Genomic DNA, 17,363 nt, shown 5'->3' on the forward strand with positions numbered 1-17,363 from the left:
AACATCATATACATTTTATGTCAATATGGCAATCTTTTCGATACGGTGCGCCCATCAAATGCTAGTTCATGATTCTTTGATGAATTCCAGCCGTCTGCAGAACGACCAGAATATCCAGATGTCGTGCATGTTTCAAGAGCGGCTTGACCAGACTTCGCGACAGCACGCCGGATCCTCCTGATCCGGGGGTATGCCCAATGACAATTTGAGTGCAGCAGCAGGCGCGGGCCTGATATAACAGCTCCCGAACAGCTTCACGGCGATGTTTCGCTTGCAGCACCTCAAACCTGCCGCCAAGACGCTCGGAAAGCTCCTCCAGCTTCAGGCAGCGCTGCTTCTGCTCTGCCGTAAGCTCTTGCGTGGTAACCAGCAAGACGCGCCAGCTGGCTTTCAGCCGAAAGGCAATACGGAAGCCGTGACGAATCAGCCGTTCTGCGTGCTCATTCGGGGTCAGCACGACCAGAATAGCTTCTTGCCCCCGCCAGGGCCCCCTCAGGGAATAGCCCTCTTCCCAGGCCTCCAGCCGTTCATCTACATCATCCGCCAGCTCCCGGAGGGCCAACTCTCGCAGTGCAATCAGATTGCCCATTTTGAAAAAATGCTGCAGCGCCTGCTCTACCTTGTCCATAGCGTATACTTTGCCTTCTCGTATCCGCTGACGCAGGGCGTCCGGTGCTACATCCACCAGCTGAACCTCATCGGCGAGCTGAAGCAAGCCATCAGGCACCGTTTCCCGCACCTTGACACCCGTCAGATGCTCCACTCGGTCTTGAAGACTCTCAAGGTGCTGTACATTCATTGTAGAAATGACCGAAATGCCTGCGTTCAGAATATCCTGAATATCCTGATATCTCTTTTGGTTGCTGCTTCCCGGTACGTTGCTGTGTGCCAGCTCATCAATCAACACGACCTCGGGATTGCACTCCAAGATAGCCGATACATCGAGCTCCTCCAGCAGAGCCCCGCGGTAAGCGATGACCTTTCGTGGGAGGACCGGCAGGCGTCCGACTTGATCCGCCGTCTCCTGTCGTCCATGGGTCTCCAAGAATCCCACCACGACCTTAATGCCTTTCTCACTCCACAAATTTCCTTCCTTCAGCATGGTGTACGTTTTGCCTACACCTGGGGCGGCACCGATATAAACCTTAAATTTTCCCCGCGTAATCTGATGAATGCGCTCTTGGATTTCAAGTCCGCTAAGACGCCGGTAGGAGTGATGAGCAGGTGCAGTCACGCTGGGCGCTGGCAGAATCCGCTCTCCGTAGTTCTCTGCTGTATCCGCCATAAAGTACAGATCTGCATATTGAAGTCGGTCCAGCAGTGCATGAACCACTGAACCCCTGATCAGCTCCTGCCAAGTGCTTTGCCGGGAATGCCCCAGTACAATTCGGGTCACCCCATGCTTATGCGCATAATCAACGAGAGCCCTCGCAATCTGTCTCCTTGAAGGCAGCTGAAGCTCCTCAAAGCCCGCTTGTAATTTATGCACCAGCTTCAGCAGCGAGCTTTTGAACGTTTCCTGGTCAGGGGTGAGCGGCTTCTGAGCATGTACAAATGTAACCACGGACAAACGGCCATTCAGCCGCTTTGAGATTTGCTGCGCCCGCCGTATATAGATCGATCCGTTCCAGTGATACTGTATAGATACCAAAATATGCTCCGAGGCTCCGGAAGGTCCCCCAAGCCCCTGCTCCTTCCTGTGCTCTACCAGCCGTTCGTTAACCTCTTCCGCTACCAGCCGCAGTGCCAGCTCTCTCAGCTTGGCTAAGTGGCCGGGCTCATGCCAGGCGGCTTCAGGGTGCTCCGTCACAAGGGTGCCGTCGGCCAGGCGGGCCAGAATGGTCTCCGGGGTGACATCAATCAGACGAAGCTCATCCGCCATGTCCAGAATGCGGCTGGATACGGTTTGCCGAATTACCATGCCCGTAAGCTGCTGCGCCCATTGTGCATAACCATGAAGCTCGAATACATTTACGGTTGTAATGACACTGATGCCCTGGCTCAGCAGCTCCTCGATCTCCTGAAGGCGTGTAGGGAGCAAGGCCTGAGGACGGTTCTGATGAGCTAGCTCATCAATTAACACGACCTCTGGACGGCGCTTCCGGATGGCTTCAAGATCCAGATCCTTCTGAAGAGTTCCATTCCGCATCCAGGCAATGCCCTCAATCTGCTCCAGCTCACCGAGCTGCTCCATCGTTTCCTGATGGCGCAGGCTGGTGGCTGTACAGAAGACAACGTCAATGCCTTGTTTCAGCAGAGTATGTCCTTCCAGCAGCATCTGATAGGTTTTGCCTGCCCCGCGAAAAGGACCGATCACGAGTTTCAGTCTTCCTTTATGCAAGGCCTGAATGGATTGCAGAATTTCTTCCGGTGATTTCCTGCGGAAGGCTTCCATATCAAGTCACCTACTCTACTATCAAAAATAAACCCGTTCAGACCGACCACGATGGCAGGCTTAATTCAGCTCCTGCATCGCCAGATTGAGCAAAGTCACATTCACAACCGGCTCACCCAAAAATCCAAGCTGACGACCCGAAGTGTGCTCCCGGATCAGCTGATAAAGCACCGAGTCCGACAGGCCTCTGAGCTCGCTGATGCGGGGCACCTGAGCCCGCGCGGCTTCGGGATGAATATGAGGGTCCAGGCCGGAGGCCGAGTTCGTCATCAGCTCCTGGGGCAGGCCGCTCTCCCCTGCGTCCGGGTTACTCTTCCTCCATTCCAGAGAAAGCTCTTGCATCCGGCGGTGCAGCTCCGGATGAGAAGGCGCATAGTTGGGGCTTCCCGAGCCCTCAGCAGCGTATTCTATAGAAGACAGTCGTCCCTGGAACCAGGATGGGTCCGTGAAGCTTTGACCAATTAACTCTGATCCGATTGCGGTTCCCTGCGGATTATAAATAAGACTGCCGTCCGCTTGCTTCGCCATCATCGTCTGTGCAATCACAGTAACCGCGACGTTATAGACGAGGCCGCATAACAGCATAAGGGACAGACTCAGACGGATACTGGACAATACCATTTTCATAGCGTTCTCCTCTCTCATATCCATAATGAGATGATTTCGTCAATCAGTTTGATCCCGATAAAAGGCACCACAACCCCGCCCAGGCCATAGATAATCAAGTTGCGCTGCAACAGCCGGGAGGATGACATCGGCTTGTAAGCTACGCCCTTCGTGGCGAGCGGAATTAACAGCGGTATGATCACGGCGTTGAAGATCAGCGCGGACAAAATCGCCGTTTGCGGCGAGCCCAGCCTCATCACATTCAACAACTCGAGCTCAGGGATCGCGATCATGAACATAGCGGGAATAATTGCAAAATATTTAGCGATATCGTTCGCAATACTAAACGTAGTCAGCGCTCCTCGGGTCATCAGCAGCTGCTTGCCAATCGCAATGACCTCGATCAGCTTGGAGGGGTCCGAATCCAAGTCGATCATGTTGGCTGCCTCCTTCGCGGCCACCGTCCCGCTGTTCATGGCAATGCCTACATCTGCCTGAGCTAATGCCGGCGCATCATTGGTACCATCACCGGTCATCGCCACAAGCTTGCCCTCCGATTGCTCCTTGCGGATGACTAATATTTTGTCCTCCGGCCGGCACTCTGCGATAAAGTCATCTACCCCAGCCTCCAATGCAATCGTTGCTGCCGTCACGGGGTTATCGCCTGTACACATGATGGTCTTGATCCCAAGGCGGCGCATCTGCTCAAACCGCTCCCTCATCCCTGGCTTAACAGTATCTTTCAAATGAATAAGTCCGTATATGGTTTGATCCACTGCCACCGCCAAGGGCGTTCCACCTGCGCGAGCCACTTTTTCTGCTTTAAGCTCCAGATCTTGGGGCACAAGCCCGCCTTGAGAAAGAACCCACCGCTTGATGCTTTGTACAGAGCCTTTTCGAATGCTGCGGCCATCCGCCAGTTGGACGCCGCTCATTGCAGTCTCCGCGCTGAACGGAATCCACTCCGCTTCCTTGTAAGCCGTCATATCCAGAGCTATGCCTTGTGTATCCAGCAGCGCTAGTACCGAGCGCCCCTCCGGGGTATCATCCATGAAGGAGCAGATGCCTGCCCATCGTGCCAGAGACTGCTCATCACTGTCCCCCACGGGAATCCACTCGCTGGCCATCCGGTTACCGTACGTAATTGTGCCGGTCTTATCCAGAATGACCGTTTGAATATCACCGGATGCTTCAACCGCCTTGCCGGAAGTGGCAATCACATTAAACTGGGTGACACGGTCCATACCAGCGATCCCGATGGCAGACAGGAGCCCTCCGATCGTGGTAGGGATAAGGCAAACCAGCAAGGCGATCAGAATCGGCACCTCCAGCCGGATATCTACATAAGACGCGATCCAGGGGATCGTAATGACCACCATCAGGAACACCAGCGTCAGGCTGGTCAATACTGTGTTTAGTGCAATTTCATTAGGTGTTTTTTGTCTTTTAGCCCCTTCCACCAATAGAATCATCCGATCGAGAAAAGACTCTCCGGGGTCAGCGGTCATCATGATCTTGATCTGATCACTCACTACTCGTGTTCCGCCAGTCACCGAGCTGAAGTCGCCCCCGGATTCCTTAATGACCGGCGCGGATTCTCCAGTAATGGCTGATTCGTCCACGGAGGCCAGTCCCTCGATGACTTCACCATCTCCCGGAATCCACTCTCCCTGAGAGACAATCACGATATCTCCTTTTCGCAGCTCTGACGAATGCACCTGTTGAATTGCGCCGCTGCTGCTTATTTTGCGGGCCAGAAGATCCTGCTTGGTCTTCTTTAAGGCGTCTGCCTGAGCCCGCCCCCGCCCTTCCGCTAGAGCCTCCGAGAAATTAGCAAACAGCAGTGTGCTTAGCAGAATAAGCGCTACAGCCAGGTTAAACCCCCGGGATGTGGTTCCTCCGAATACATCCGGGGCGATCACAAGGATCAAGGTAATCAGCAAGCCGATTTCCACGACAAACATGACCGGGTTACGGATCATAACGGCTGGATTCAACTTAATCATGGATTCTTTCAAGGCGTTGCGCAGCAGGGGCGCTTTGGTGTTAAAGGTCTCATTTTTCATTCGGATGTCCTCCAGACAATCATGGTTAAAGCGTTAAATACTCTGCGATGGGACCCAGTACGAGAACCGGAAAAAAGGTCAAAGCTCCTACTACCAGGACGGTTCCCAACAAAATAACCATAAACCCTCGGCTGTCTGTACGGAGAGTGCCCGAGGTTTCCTGAATTCTTGCTTTGGAGGCCAGCGAACCGGCGACCGCCAGCAGCGTAATCATTGACAAGAACCGGCCAAGGTACATCACCGCTGCTGTCGACATATTCCAGAAGAGATTATTATCCGCAAGCCCCTCAAAGCCGGAGCCGTTATTTGCTGCAGACGAGGCATACTCGTAAAGCACTTGTGTAATGCCATGAAATCCGGGATTGGATATCGTTTCCGGCACTGCCGCCAGTGCTGCCGCAGTGGGGATGAGAATAAGCACAGGATGAATCAGCAAGGTGACCGCGAGCAGCTTCATTTCACGCGCTTCAATCTTTTTACCGAGAAACTCCGGGGTACGCCCGATCATTAAGCCGCACAAAAAAACGCCTACAATGACATACATCAATACGTTCATCAGCCCGGCACCTGCACCGCCAAAGACCGTATTCAGGAGCATAGCAGACAGAGCAGCCATCCCCCCCAGCGGGGTTAGGGTATCATGCATCGTGTTGACTGCACCCGTTTCCGAGGCCGTCGTAACGACAGCGTACAGTGTGGATTGGGCAATGCCGAACCGGGCTTCTTTGCCTTCCATACTTCCGGCCTGCTGAAAGCCATAGCTGTCGAACACCGGGTTACCCTGACTTTCCGCACCCAGGGCACCACCCAGCAGCAGCAGAAACAGCAGGCCCATCGACATGAACAGAATCCTTCCCTGCTTGATGCTGCCTACCATGATTCCATAAGTGAAGGGCAGTGCTGTGCCGATAAATAGCATAAGAATAATCTGAAGAGCGTTGCTAAGCGCATTCGGATTCTCGAACGGATGCGCTGAATTTACTCCGAAAAAGCCGCCGCCATTATTGCCCAGCTCTTTAATAGAAAGAAAAGATCCGACCGGCCCTCTGGCAATATGCTGCACTCCTCCCTCCAAGGTCTGAACGACCGCAGGCGGATCGAGCGTCTGAGGAACCCCCAGCGCAACAAAGATGAGGGAGAACAGAAACGACACGGGCAGCAGAATCCGGGTAATCGAGCGAACCAGATCAGAGAAGAAATGCCCTAGAGGCAGACCCGCCAGCCCCCGAATGAAAGCGATGGATACAGACAATGCCGTAGCCGGTGCGGTAAACATCATAAAGACAATCCCAACCATCTGGGAGAAATAAGATAAGCCGCTCTCCCCGCTGTAATGCTGCAAATTTGTATTTGTCATAAAGCTGATCGCTGTATTGAAAGCCAGCGCCGGTTCCATGTTGGGGATCCCTGCAGGATTCAGCGGCAAATACTGCTGCAAGCGGAACAGTGTATACACCATCAGGATCATGACCAAATTACTGACTAGCACAGACCCGGCATACTGCTTCCAGGTCTGGTTGCTGTGCTTCACTCCGCCCAGACTCAGCAGGGGACGCTCAATCCAGCGAAACCAGCGGTCCAGCCGAGACGGAGCATCATTAAAAACAGAAGCCATATAGTGCCCGGCCGGCTGAGCCAACAGCAGCACAAGGCCCAGCGTGATACCCATGCTTAGCAATGCAAACATATTTTCAGCTCCATTTCTTCAGATCCTGCCTAGAATTTCTCGGGTGAAATCAGCGCATATACCAGGTATACGGCTACCAAGAAAGTGACAATGCCCAGAAGCCACATCACGAGGTCCAGCTCCCTTCCTCTGTTGTTCTCTTCGCCCAACTCAGCAGTCCCCACACCAGCGTAAACAATAGCAGCAGACATAGCACCATCATGATATCCAGCATATAAGCTTCCTCCCGATTTCATTTAGCGGACAGCATCCAGCAAAAAGGATACGTCCCCGCTTTGACTGTAAATGACATAATCCGCACCCAGCTGACTGTAAAGAGTACGGTAGCGGCAATGCTCCGTAATCACATAAATCGAATTCCCGGTCCAGCCTTTAATGGACTGCAGGTAGCTGCAGATCATGGGCAGAGAATTCTCGAAGAGAAACACGCTGCCGATGGGCGTTGGGGGATAGGCGGGAAAAGAATCGGCGGCGTTCACAGAAATCAGCAGCCGTTCATGTTCTGCCATGGATGCCAAGCCTGCCCATTCCTCCGGGCCTCCGTTCAGCAAAGCCACGGGGATATGATGCTCTGCTAACGTCTGTACGAATGCCAGCCCGGCTCGTGTATGAGCGGATACGAGCGTAAATACAGCTTCCCCCTCTGTTCTCACATCCCGCATCTGATTGTTCTCCTTTCCAGTCCCAGCTATATGGATAGTGCCCTGCAAGCGGATGACCTTGTTGTCCTCCATGGCTTGCTGAGGTCATCATAATACGGATCTCCATAAACAAAGGGTAAAGATCTGCGTTAAAGCTGTAAAAAAAACATAAAAAAGCGCCCTCCCGCAAATATAGAGGACGCTTCAGATACAGCTATTTCAATAAATGAATGCAAAACTCAAGATCCGACTGCAAATGCTCCTTCATCAGCCGCTCAGCCAGGTCGCCGTCATGGGACGAGATCGCCTCGCAAATCTGTTCATGCTCATCAATGAGGAAGGGGCGCTTGTGGTACACGACCGTTTTGCGGAACAGGTAAATGATCGACTGCATTCTTGCAATCGTATCAATCATGAACGGGTTATGTGTAGCCTGGACAATAATATCGTGAAAGCGCGCGTTCGCCGTCATAATCTCCTCCGGGCTTCCATGGCGTCCGATATCGACGCAGCTGCGAAGCTCCACCAGCTCCTCTTCGCCCAGAAATTGCGCGGCACTGCGCGCGGCAAAGCCTTCCAACAATATGCGGACCTGAAACAGGTTGCGCAGATCCGTTTCCGTGGGATTCACCACTCTTTTCTGCTGAATCAGGCCCTCCTGCTCCAGCTTGCGGATGGATTCGCGCACGGGGGTGCGGCTGACCCCGATCTCTTCAGCCAGCTTTTCTTCAATCAGCTTGGTGCCTCGCGGCAGCTCGCCGTTCAGAATCTGGTCCCGGATCGTTTCGTAGGCTTTGATAAACGCTACAGATGACTTCTTGATCATATGCCTTGTCGTCTCCTAAATCTTATATTCTTTAATTGTCAATTGTGACGAACCTGCTTCATTCTTCATTGAACTTGAACTTCATTACCATTCCTCAAGAGAAAGCACCTTAGGAAGTCATACAGCTTGAAAAAAAGCCTGTCATTTCCAGTATAATGCGTGGACATAATGTTTAACAGAATAAAATATGTATACTTTTTAAATATTTTTGTATACAAAATATTTATATTTGTGTACAATATCATTTGTAAGCGATAACAAATAAATCTGCCGGACGATATGTTCGAAGCAGAATCTATGGATAGTACTAAGGAGGTTATTTCTGTGAAAATTGGATTTATTGGACTTGGCATCATGGGAAAGCCGATGTCACAGCATCTGATCCGCGCCGGCTATAAGCTGACCGTATACGATATTAATGTAAGCGCTGTTGAGGAACTGGCCGCAAGCGGTGCTATTGCCGCAGCTTCTCCGAAGGAGGTCGGCGAGCAGAGTGAGCTGATCTTTACGATGCTGCCGAACGGGGAGCATGTGAAGAGCGTAATCCTGGGTGAGCACGGGGTTATTCACGGCGCGAAGCCGGGAGCCATCGTCGTAGACATGAGCTCGATCTCTCCTGTCGTATCGAAGGAAATTGCCGATGCACTGCAGGCTGCAGGCATGGAGATGCTGGATGCGCCGGTCAGCGGCGGCGAGCCGAAGGCCGTAGACGGCACGCTGGCCATTATGGTCGGCGGACCGGAAAGCGCTTTCCAGCAGGCGAAGCCGGTTCTGGAGCATATGGGCAAGGATATTACGCTCGTTGGCGGGCATGGCTGCGGAACCACGGCCAAGCTGGCGAATCAGATCCTGGTCAATGTCCATATTGCAGCCATGTCCGAAGCGCTCATTCTGGCAGCTAAGGCCGGCATTGATCTGCAGAAGATGTATGAAGCCATCCGCGGCGGTCTCGCTGGAAGCGCCGTGCTGGATGCCAAGGTGCCGCTCATTCTGGAGCGTAATTTCGTAGCCGGCGGACGGATTGACATCAACGCGAAAGACTTGACGAACGTCATGGACACTGCGCATGCCATCGGCGTTCCATTACCGCTCACCAGTCAGGTGCTGGAAATGTTCCACTCCCTGAAGGCGGATGGAAAGGCTGCGGATGATCACGGCGGTCTGGTCCAATACTATGAGAAAATTGCCAATTTCCAAGTGTCCGGTGACAGCCAATGAGGATCCAGGCCAGTACAGCCCTGTCCCGTTACCCTTCTCTTTCTCCGGATGCGGTGAAGGCGCTTTGGGAGAAAGAGATCTCTTCCTTCAAGCACCAGATTATCGTGCTGGATGATGATCCGACCGGAGTCCAGACGGTGCACGGCGTGTCCGTGTACACCGATTGGAGCGAGGCATCGATCGAGCAAGGATTTCTTGAGCCTGGCAGCCTGTTCTTTATTCTGACGAACTCCCGCGCCTTCTCCGAAGAGGAGACGCGCCAGGTGCATCAGGATATCGCGGAGCGCGCGGCCGCAGTCAGCCGCAAGCTGAATCAGCCCTTCCTGCTCATCAGCCGGGGAGATTCCACGCTGAGAGGGCATTATCCGCTGGAGACCGAGGTGCTGTATGAGACGCTGCAAGGAGAAGGAAATCCTATCGACGGCGAAATCCTGCTTCCCTTCTTCTTTGAAGGCGGACGGCTAACGCTTGAAGGCGTGCATTATGTACGTCAGGAGGATGAGCTGATTCCGGCGGGCGAAACCGAATTTGCGAAAGACCGCACCTTCGGCTACCGCTCAAGCTCCCTTGCGGAATATGTAGAAGAGAAGACGGACGGACGGTTTTCTGCGAAGGACGTCACCTTGATTCCGCTCTCCATGATCCGCAGTCTGGCGATCGACGAGATCACGTCTCTACTCATGAATGTGAGTCGCTTCAACAAGGTCGTGGTCGATGCCGCTGAGGAGCAGGACGTGCGTGTATTTACTATCGCTCTCATGCGCGCATTGCGCCAGGGCAAGACGTTCCTGTACCGCACAGCGGCAGCCTTCACCAAGGTGATCGGGAACATCTCTTTCCGGCCATTGCTTACCGCACCCGAGCTCGTAAATCCAGAAGCTTCCACCGGCGGCCTCATCATGATCGGGTCCCATGTGCAGAAGACGACCGATCAGCTGGAGAAGCTCAAAGAGCTATCCACTCTGCATTTTCTGGAGCTGGATGCCCATCTCGTACTGGAGCCGGAAGACTTTCAGGAAGAAATTGACCGTGTTCAGCGGGAAGCGGAAGAGAAGGTTCAGGCCGGTGTGACCACCGTCATTTATACGCGGCGCGAGCGGCTTGACCTGGGTCAGAACATGAAGGAGAAGGAGCTGCAGCTGTCGGTCGATATTTCCCGCGCGGTAACCTCCATTGTCCAGCGCTTTGCCGTCACTCCGCGTTACTTGATCGCCAAGGGAGGCATCACCTCCAGTGATATCGGCACGAATGGCCTGGGCGTTCGCCGAGCGACGGTAGCCGGGCAGGTAGCTCCCGGCATCCCGGTATGGACGACAGGGGAGGAGAGCAAATTCCCTCATCTGCCTTACATTATTTTTCCCGGCAATGTCGGGGCGGTTACAACGCTGCGGGATGTTGCAGCCATGCTGGAAGGCACGAACCAGCCGTAATATACGTTGACTCATATTTAAGGGGGCTTATCCATGGTTACTGGTAACCTGCTCATTGTTATTTTCCTGTTATCGCTGGCGGCACTGTTCTTTGCCATTCTGAAGTTAAAAATCGAGCCCTTTCTCGCGCTCGTCAGCGTCGCCCTCGTAACTGCTCTTGTCATTGGCATGCCGCTGAATGAAGTGGCATCCACCGTAACGACCGGCTTCGGCAACACGCTGACCGGCGTCGGGATTCTGATTGGCCTTGGCGTAATCTTCGGCCAGTTCCTCGGCGCGTCCGGAGCGGTGGAGAAAATTGCCCAGTCCGTGCTGAAGGTGTTCGGCGTGAAGCGTTCTCCCGCCGGTCTTGCGCTGACAGGCACCGCGGTATCGATCCCTGTATTTTTTGATGCTGCCTTTGTCATTCTGAGCGGCCTGATTCGCAGTCTGTCCTCCAAGACCGGCATTACGGTCGTTTCCTTCGTCACCGCGCTGGGTGTCGGCCTTATCGTTTCCCATAACATGATTGCTCCGACTCCCGGACCGCTGGTCGTTGCGGAGAATACCGGCGCAGAGCTTGGCCTGTTCATCCTGTACGGCATCATCGTGGCCATTCCCGCCACACTGGTGGGCGGCTACCTGTACGGGATGCTGATTGGCAAGCGCATGAAGCATTCCGGAGACATGGAAGAAATTGCGGTCGATCCCGCAGACCAGCCGAAGAAGGAAATCGGCACGGGCCTCAGCTTCTTTATGTTAGCGCTACCCATCGTACTCATTCTGGCAAACACCGTGTCCAAGCTGCTGCTGCCTGATACGTCCATTTCCAGCTTCTTCGGCTTCGTCGGTGAGAAAAATGTCGCGTTGCTGATCAGTGTATTCGCTGCTCTGTTCCTGCTCCGCCCTTATATCTCGATTCCTTACAGCCGCCTCTATTCTGAGGCTATCAACTCGGCCGGGATCATTATCCTGATTACAGGAGCCGGCGGAGCGTTCGGAGCCGTCATTAACAAGAGCGGCATCGGCGACTATCTGATTCAGACGATGCAGAGCTGGAGCATTCCAGTCCTGCTGCTGGCCTTTATCTTCTCGCAAATTCTGCGTGCTTCGCTGGGATCGGCGACGGTGGCTCTTGTGACCACCTCCAGCATCCTCGGACCGATGGCTGTCGATCTGGGCGTATCCCCGATTCTGCTCGGTCTCGCCATCTGTGCAGGCGGCATCGGCTTGTCCCTGCCGAACGATTCCGGCTTCTGGGTAGTCAGCCGCTTCGGCAAGCTGACCGTGCCGCAGACGCTTCAAGCCTGGACGCTCGGCGGCTTCATTGCCGGCCTGACCGCTCTGGCTACCGTCTTTGTCCTTAGCCTGTTCTCCGGCATTTTGCCTGGACTGTAAACCGATCAAGCCCCGCGGGGCCGTCCCTGGATCTGATGATCTTAGGGCGGTCCCGCGGGGCTTTGCACTGCTTGCTTCTATGCGTGGAAGCCAATGAGGCTTCCTTGCTCCAGGCTACCTACCACCGGATCGAGGTAATCAGCCGCTGTATCCGCTCCTTCTCCTCACCGCTCACATCCCACTGCTGCAGCTCCAGCAGGATGCGCTCCCGGTTCGTAAAGCCCTTCGCCAGGCCGTTTAACCGTGCTGCAAGCGTAGAGCGCTGCAGGTCCTCCAGAGAAGCAAAGTGCTGCTCCAGCTTACCCATCGCATCCGGAAATCGCTTCAAATAGTACTTCTGATGCCGATCCTCGGCAGGATAAAAGGCCTCAAAGGGCAGAAGCTCCGTTGCAGGCGCTCTGCCGCTTGCGCTTGCCAGCTCCTGCAAAACATCCAGCGCCGCCTTCCGCTGATTCTCTCCACTGTACAGAAGCAGAGAGCGGTACTGCCGGCCCTTATAGTCATTAATGACCTCTGGAGTATGATGCCTCCAGAAGATACGCAGCAGCTCCTCATAAGAAATCAGGCCGGGATCAAAATAAAGCTCCACACTTTCACTGTGATCTCCCATCTGCCGATAGGTTGGCCCCTTCAGCTTGCCGCCGGCATAGCCCGTCCGGGTGGATATGACGCCTGGCAGCGCACCGAACAATGCCTCCGGGGACCAGAAGCAGCCCATGGCCAAGCGGGCGACTTGCATTTTATCCTTCCGTCCATCATGATCAACCTGTGACAGCGCCATGCTGCATCCCTCCACTTCACCTTAAAGTATTGAACCTGTACACCCAAGGAGCATTGTGACTATGAAAAATCGATTTCGCATCGGAGAGGTCGCCCGGCTGTTTCAGCTGTCCGCTTCGACGTACTGACCCCTTAATTGCGGACAGGCTGTCCCCCGGGACCTAAAACCCTTGGGAGACAGCCTGTTATTGTTCACGCACGGTGTATACAAGAATAAGGAGCTTCTATCCCCCTCGGCTTAGCCCCGGGCCCACCTGTTGATGAAATCCGCAAAGCTCTCGGCCAGCTTCGTCACCGCATAGCCATGACCCCGATCCACATGGATCACTGCCGGCTCGCCGTCATTGCCGGTCTCGCGGTAATCCAGCATGATGCAATCATAGCCTGAAGGACCTTGGCCGATCACGACTCCGACTTCAGGGTAGCCGCCCTGCTCAATGATATGGCGGCTGCCAAAGGAGCCGCACAGAGAGTGCTTCTTCTCCCGTCCGATGCCAAGGATGCCGGTGATCTCGATGGCCTGTCCCGGCGCAGCCTCCACGGGGTAGAACCGGTTTCGGGGCGCTCCGCCATTGTGGAGCTTCATCATGGACACGTAGGACTCTGGCAGCTTGAAGACCAGCTCCTCCTCCACGGAAGCGATCAGCTCCTCTGAGGGAGTGTCTGATCGGTACAGCTCTGCCGCCGGAGCGTCATCGTTCCAGAAGCTGAGCGGGTCCTTCTCCAGGTCCAGCGCAGCCGCCGGCTGATAGGTGCGGAAGGATGGAGCTCCGGCTGTCACAGCCTGCTCGGCGGGCTCTGCCTCCTCTTCATCGAGGTCCGGCTCCGCAGACGCTTCCCGCTCCTGTTCAATCCACTCCAGAAACTCCAGCGTATCCTCATCGCCCGGCTCAAGGCGGTCCGCTTCCCGAAAGGCCTGCTCGGCTTCATCATAGCGCTCCGCATAGTAGTAGGCCAGTCCGATCCGGTAATGCCACAAGGGATCCTCCTGCCCTTCCTCCTCGATCCGCAGAAACTGGGTAATGGCATCCTCATAGCGCTCCAGGTTGCTGTACGCTCTGCCGAGCTGGCTGATCAGCTCATAATCCTGTTCTTCAACCGGAATCTCTTCAATAGCCTCTGCAATGCGCTGGAACTCGTCCTCCTCATGCCAGTCCTCAAGCTGTGTCAATAGCTCTTCTCTCATCCCTTTGCCTCCTACATGTTAGTGCTGTTGCTGTGATTATACCATGTTCTGCCGTCCAGACCAGCACGGACCGCTCCTGCAAAGAACGTGAACCCGGCAGGAATCTGCGTCCTGGCTGTGGAATATAGGGAAGTGAGAAGAAAGACAAGCTGCAGGAGGGAGTCACCATGAAATCCATCACGGTTCAGAGCCTGGCCAACGCCTTTCAACTGGAGGTCTTGGCTGGAAGCGGTCATACCGACCGAAGCATTGCCCGCTCCAAAGTGCACCGGCCGGGGCTGGAGTTTGTCGGTTACTTTGATTTTTTTCCAATGGAACGGGTACAGGTGCTTGGACGCAAGGAGATTACCTATCTGCTCACGCTCACGGTGGAGGAGCGCGTGCTGCATATCCGGAATATTGTTCATTATCATCCACCCTGCTTTATCGTCACGGCTGATCAGCAGGATATTCCGTATCTTACACTGTTTTGTGAGGAGGAAGGCATTCCGCTGCTGCGGACGAAAGAGTCCACGACCGAATTTATCGCGAAGCTCGACCGTTATCTGACGAAGGAGCTCGCACCGGAAATTTCCATCCACGGGGTCTGCCTCAATGTGGCAGGCATCGGTATTCTGCTCCGCGGCAAATCAGGCATTGGCAAAAGCGAAACCGCCCACACCTTGATCCGCCGGGGTCACCGGCTGGTCGCCGACGATATTGTTGTGCTGAAGAAGCTGGGACCGGCTACCCTGCTGGGTACTCATAACGAGACGTCCCGCGAATTTCTCGCGCTGCGCAGCATTGGTCTCATTAATGTGGTGCGGCAATACGGACGCACGGCCTTTCAGGATGAATCCCGCATCGTGCTGGATATCGAGCTGACGTCCTGGCAGGACCGGGCGCTGAACAATGAGCTGGAGGTCGAGCAGAAGTACAGCGATTATCTTGGCGTCAAGGTTCCCTACATCGAGATTCAGCTGCAGCCCGGCCGCGACGTCGGCGGCCTGATTGAAGCTGCTGCGAACAGCTGGTATTTGAAGCAGCTGGGCTACAGTGCGGCAGAAGAGTTCATGAACCGGATTGATAACGGCATGCAGCCGTAGAACAAGTACAGCCTCGAACGCAGGATTGCTGCCTCGAGGCTGTTTTTTGATGTTTTTCATCTTGGCTTTTGTGGCTACAGCAGGTGCATTTTAGCCTCCGCTTCAAACCAAGGAACTGCATATCCGCTGCCTTTCGCACAAAAAATCGAGGTGGAAGTATACAACGGATCAGCCTCTTTAATATAGCCCTTGCGCTCAATGACCTCCTGCTCGTTATGACAGTCGCCATAGCCGCCGAACCGAAGCTGCAGTACCCCTTTGCCGTGCGTGAACGAAGCCAGCTCCGTGCTGTAATTCATAAACGTAGACACCGGCACCCTGCCCCGGATGACGACATGGGAAGCCGACATTTCCGGTGCTTCAAAGGTGCCGGAGCACCGCTGAACATCCGACAGCACTCGTCCCATGGCTTCGAGCTCCACCTTGATTTTGAAATCGTAATACGGCTCCAGCAGCACATTATGCGCTTTTTCCAGCCCCTGCCGCAGCGCGCGGAACGTCGCTTCCCGGAAATCGCCGCCATGGGTATGCTCCAGATGACCGGCTCTTTGCAGCAGAGTAATATGCACATCCGTCAGCGGCATGCCAGTGAGCAGGCCATGATGCTCCCGTTCATACAGATGCGTCCGGATCAGATTCTGGTGCCCGCTGCTGAGCTGCTGGACATGGCAGACGCTCTCGAATGTGATACCGCTGCCCCGCGCTCCCGGCTCCAGCCGCAGATGCACCTCCGCATAATGCCGAAGCGGCTCAAAATGACCGTAGCCGATGACCGGCTCCATAATACTTTCCTTGTACAGTATTTCCGGTGGACCGAAGCTCACTCGTAAGCCAAAACGTTCCTCCACCAGCTGCTGCAACACCTCCAGCTGAATGACTCCCATCACATGAATATGGATTTCCTTCAGGCTCTCCTCCCAGATGACGGCCAGCGAAGGGTCCTCGGCATCCAGCATGTAAAAGGCCTGCAGCACCTCCTTCACGTTCAGCGATGCCTCAAATATCACCTTGGAGGTCAGTGTCGGCACCATATCATAATGCAGCTTGTTCTTCACAATGCCTACACCATCCCCGGCCGCTGGGCAGGAAAGCCCGGCGGCCGCGAACAGCTCGCCAGCCCGGACCTGCTCGACCATCTGGAGCTTGCTGCCGTTAACTCTTGCCAGACGTGTCACTTTCTCGTACGGATCACTCGCCTCCACACAGCAACGCAGCTCATCACGCACCGCTAGGATCCCACTCGTTGCCTTGATATACGTCCAGCGGATGCCGCTGTCATCATGGCGGATCTTGTAGACGCGTCCTCCGAAGTCGGCCGCCTCGTTATAATGTGCTGTGGCGAGCAGATGAAGCTGCTCTAAAAACTCTTGTATCCCTTGATCCTGCAGCGCAGAGCCTTGGACACACGGAAAGAGCCGGTGCCCCCTCACCAGGCCTTGAAGTGCCTGCAGCCAGAAGGCCCCGTCCCGCTCTCCGGCCAAATACGCCTCCAGCAGCTCCTCATCCCGCTCGGCCAGCTGTTCAAGCAGAGTCTCCGACTCGCTGAGGCTGTTGTCATCTAGCGGCCCTTCCAGCAGCAGGGCATCCCGGGTCAGATGCTGCCGGATTTCGTCCATCACCCGGGCGACATCTGCGCCTTCCCGATCGATTTTGTTGATGAAGAAGAACACCGGAATAGCGTGCTGATGCAGCAGCTGCCATACCGTTTCGGTATGGCCCTGCACCCCTTCAACGGCACTGACCACCAGAATGGCAGCGTCCATAATGCTCACGGCCCGTTCCATCTCCGGGGAGAAATCGACGTGTCCCGGGGTGTCTACCAGATCATAGACCGTCCCTTGATAGGTCATCATCACCTGATCGGCAAACACCGTAATGCCCCGTGCCCGTTCAATAGCATGGCTGTCGAGGTACGCATCCTGATGGTCGACACGCCCCCGCTCCTTAATACTCGCTGTATGGTACAGCATCTGCTCGGCCAGTGTGGTCTTGCCTGCATCCACATGTGCGAACATGCCTATGGTTAATCGATTCATTGCTACCTCAACCTACCCTCAGATATCGTT

Annotated in this window: 14 protein-coding genes; 4 read left to right on the forward strand and 10 right to left on the reverse strand. The window is 54.7% G+C overall.

Annotated features, from left to right (window positions below; genetic code table 11):
• Positions 1-61 precede the first annotated feature (61 nt).
• From E6C60_RS20150 to E6C60_RS20180, 7 genes are all read right to left on the reverse strand, one after another.
• Positions 62-2,395: a histidine kinase gene (locus E6C60_RS20150; protein WP_138227436.1), complete on the reverse strand. Its 2,334-nt coding sequence runs from the start codon at positions 2,393-2,395 to the stop codon at positions 62-64.
• A 60-nt stretch (positions 2,396-2,455) separates the two neighbouring features.
• Entirely contained in the window at positions 2,456-3,022 is a 567-nt protein-coding gene (kdpC, locus tag E6C60_RS20155) for a potassium-transporting ATPase subunit KdpC (protein ID WP_138227437.1), read from the reverse strand.
• A gap of 14 nt (positions 3,023-3,036) precedes the next feature.
• Entirely contained in the window at positions 3,037-5,067 is a 2,031-nt protein-coding gene (gene kdpB, locus E6C60_RS20160; RefSeq protein WP_138227438.1) for a potassium-transporting ATPase subunit KdpB, read from the reverse strand.
• A 25-nt stretch (positions 5,068-5,092) separates the two neighbouring features.
• The gene (gene kdpA, locus E6C60_RS20165; protein ID WP_138227439.1) at positions 5,093-6,754 is read right to left on the reverse strand and encodes a potassium-transporting ATPase subunit KdpA; all 1,662 of its coding nucleotides are present in this window, start codon (positions 6,752-6,754) and stop codon (positions 5,093-5,095) included.
• 29 nt (positions 6,755-6,783) lie between these two features.
• Positions 6,784-6,861 carry a K(+)-transporting ATPase subunit F gene (kdpF, locus tag E6C60_RS21635; RefSeq protein ID WP_407669175.1) on the reverse strand — a complete coding sequence of 26 codons (78 nt, stop codon included), beginning with the start codon at positions 6,859-6,861 and terminating at the stop codon, positions 6,784-6,786.
• A gap of 129 nt (positions 6,862-6,990) precedes the next feature.
• On the reverse strand, positions 6,991-7,416 hold the full coding sequence (locus tag E6C60_RS20175; RefSeq protein ID WP_138227440.1) for a hypothetical protein: 426 nt from the start codon (positions 7,414-7,416) through the stop codon (positions 6,991-6,993).
• A 193-nt stretch (positions 7,417-7,609) separates the two neighbouring features.
• Positions 7,610-8,221, reverse strand: coding sequence for a GntR family transcriptional regulator (locus E6C60_RS20180; protein ID WP_138227441.1), 612 nt, complete (start codon positions 8,219-8,221; stop codon positions 7,610-7,612).
• Between the two features lie 297 nt (positions 8,222-8,518).
• On the opposite strand from E6C60_RS20180, the gene garR reads away from it, so the two are divergent.
• From garR to E6C60_RS20195, 3 genes are read left to right on the forward strand one after another with little or no spacing between them, the layout of a single operon-like run.
• Positions 8,519-9,439 (forward strand): 2-hydroxy-3-oxopropionate reductase, encoded by a 921-nt coding sequence (garR, locus tag E6C60_RS20185; protein ID WP_138227442.1) that lies wholly within the window; start codon positions 8,519-8,521, stop codon positions 9,437-9,439.
• Positions 9,436-10,869: a four-carbon acid sugar kinase family protein gene (locus E6C60_RS20190; protein WP_138227443.1), complete on the forward strand. Its 1,434-nt coding sequence runs from the start codon at positions 9,436-9,438 to the stop codon at positions 10,867-10,869. The genes garR and E6C60_RS20190 overlap by 4 nt, the downstream gene beginning before the upstream one ends.
• Positions 10,870-10,902: 33 nt before the next feature.
• On the forward strand, positions 10,903-12,246 hold the full coding sequence (locus tag E6C60_RS20195) for a GntP family permease (RefSeq protein ID WP_138227444.1): 1,344 nt from the start codon (positions 10,903-10,905) through the stop codon (positions 12,244-12,246).
• A gap of 118 nt (positions 12,247-12,364) precedes the next feature.
• Here E6C60_RS20195 and msrA read toward each other — a convergent pair whose 3' ends face one another.
• Both msrA and E6C60_RS20205 read right to left on the reverse strand, forming a co-directional pair.
• Positions 12,365-13,027: a peptide-methionine (S)-S-oxide reductase MsrA gene (gene msrA, locus E6C60_RS20200; RefSeq protein ID WP_138227445.1), complete on the reverse strand. Its 663-nt coding sequence runs from the start codon at positions 13,025-13,027 to the stop codon at positions 12,365-12,367.
• A 237-nt stretch (positions 13,028-13,264) separates the two neighbouring features.
• A complete protein-coding gene (locus E6C60_RS20205) occupies positions 13,265-14,212 on the reverse strand; it encodes an SMI1/KNR4 family protein (RefSeq protein ID WP_138227446.1) in 948 nt (315 codons plus the stop codon).
• Positions 14,213-14,379: 167 nt separating this feature from the next.
• Here E6C60_RS20205 and hprK point away from each other — a divergent pair, with 167 nt between their 5' ends.
• A complete protein-coding gene (hprK, locus tag E6C60_RS20210; protein WP_138227447.1) occupies positions 14,380-15,297 on the forward strand; it encodes an HPr(Ser) kinase/phosphatase in 918 nt (305 codons plus the stop codon).
• A gap of 74 nt (positions 15,298-15,371) precedes the next feature.
• Here the strand turns inward: hprK and E6C60_RS20215 are convergent, their stop codons facing one another.
• Positions 15,372-17,333 carry an elongation factor G gene (locus E6C60_RS20215; protein ID WP_138227448.1) on the reverse strand — a complete coding sequence of 654 codons (1,962 nt, stop codon included), beginning with the start codon at positions 17,331-17,333 and terminating at the stop codon, positions 15,372-15,374.
• Positions 17,334-17,363 lie beyond the last annotated feature (30 nt).

The organism is Paenibacillus algicola (assembly GCF_005577435.1).
GTDB lineage: Bacteria > Bacillota > Bacilli > Paenibacillales > Paenibacillaceae > Paenibacillus_AQ > Paenibacillus_AQ algicola.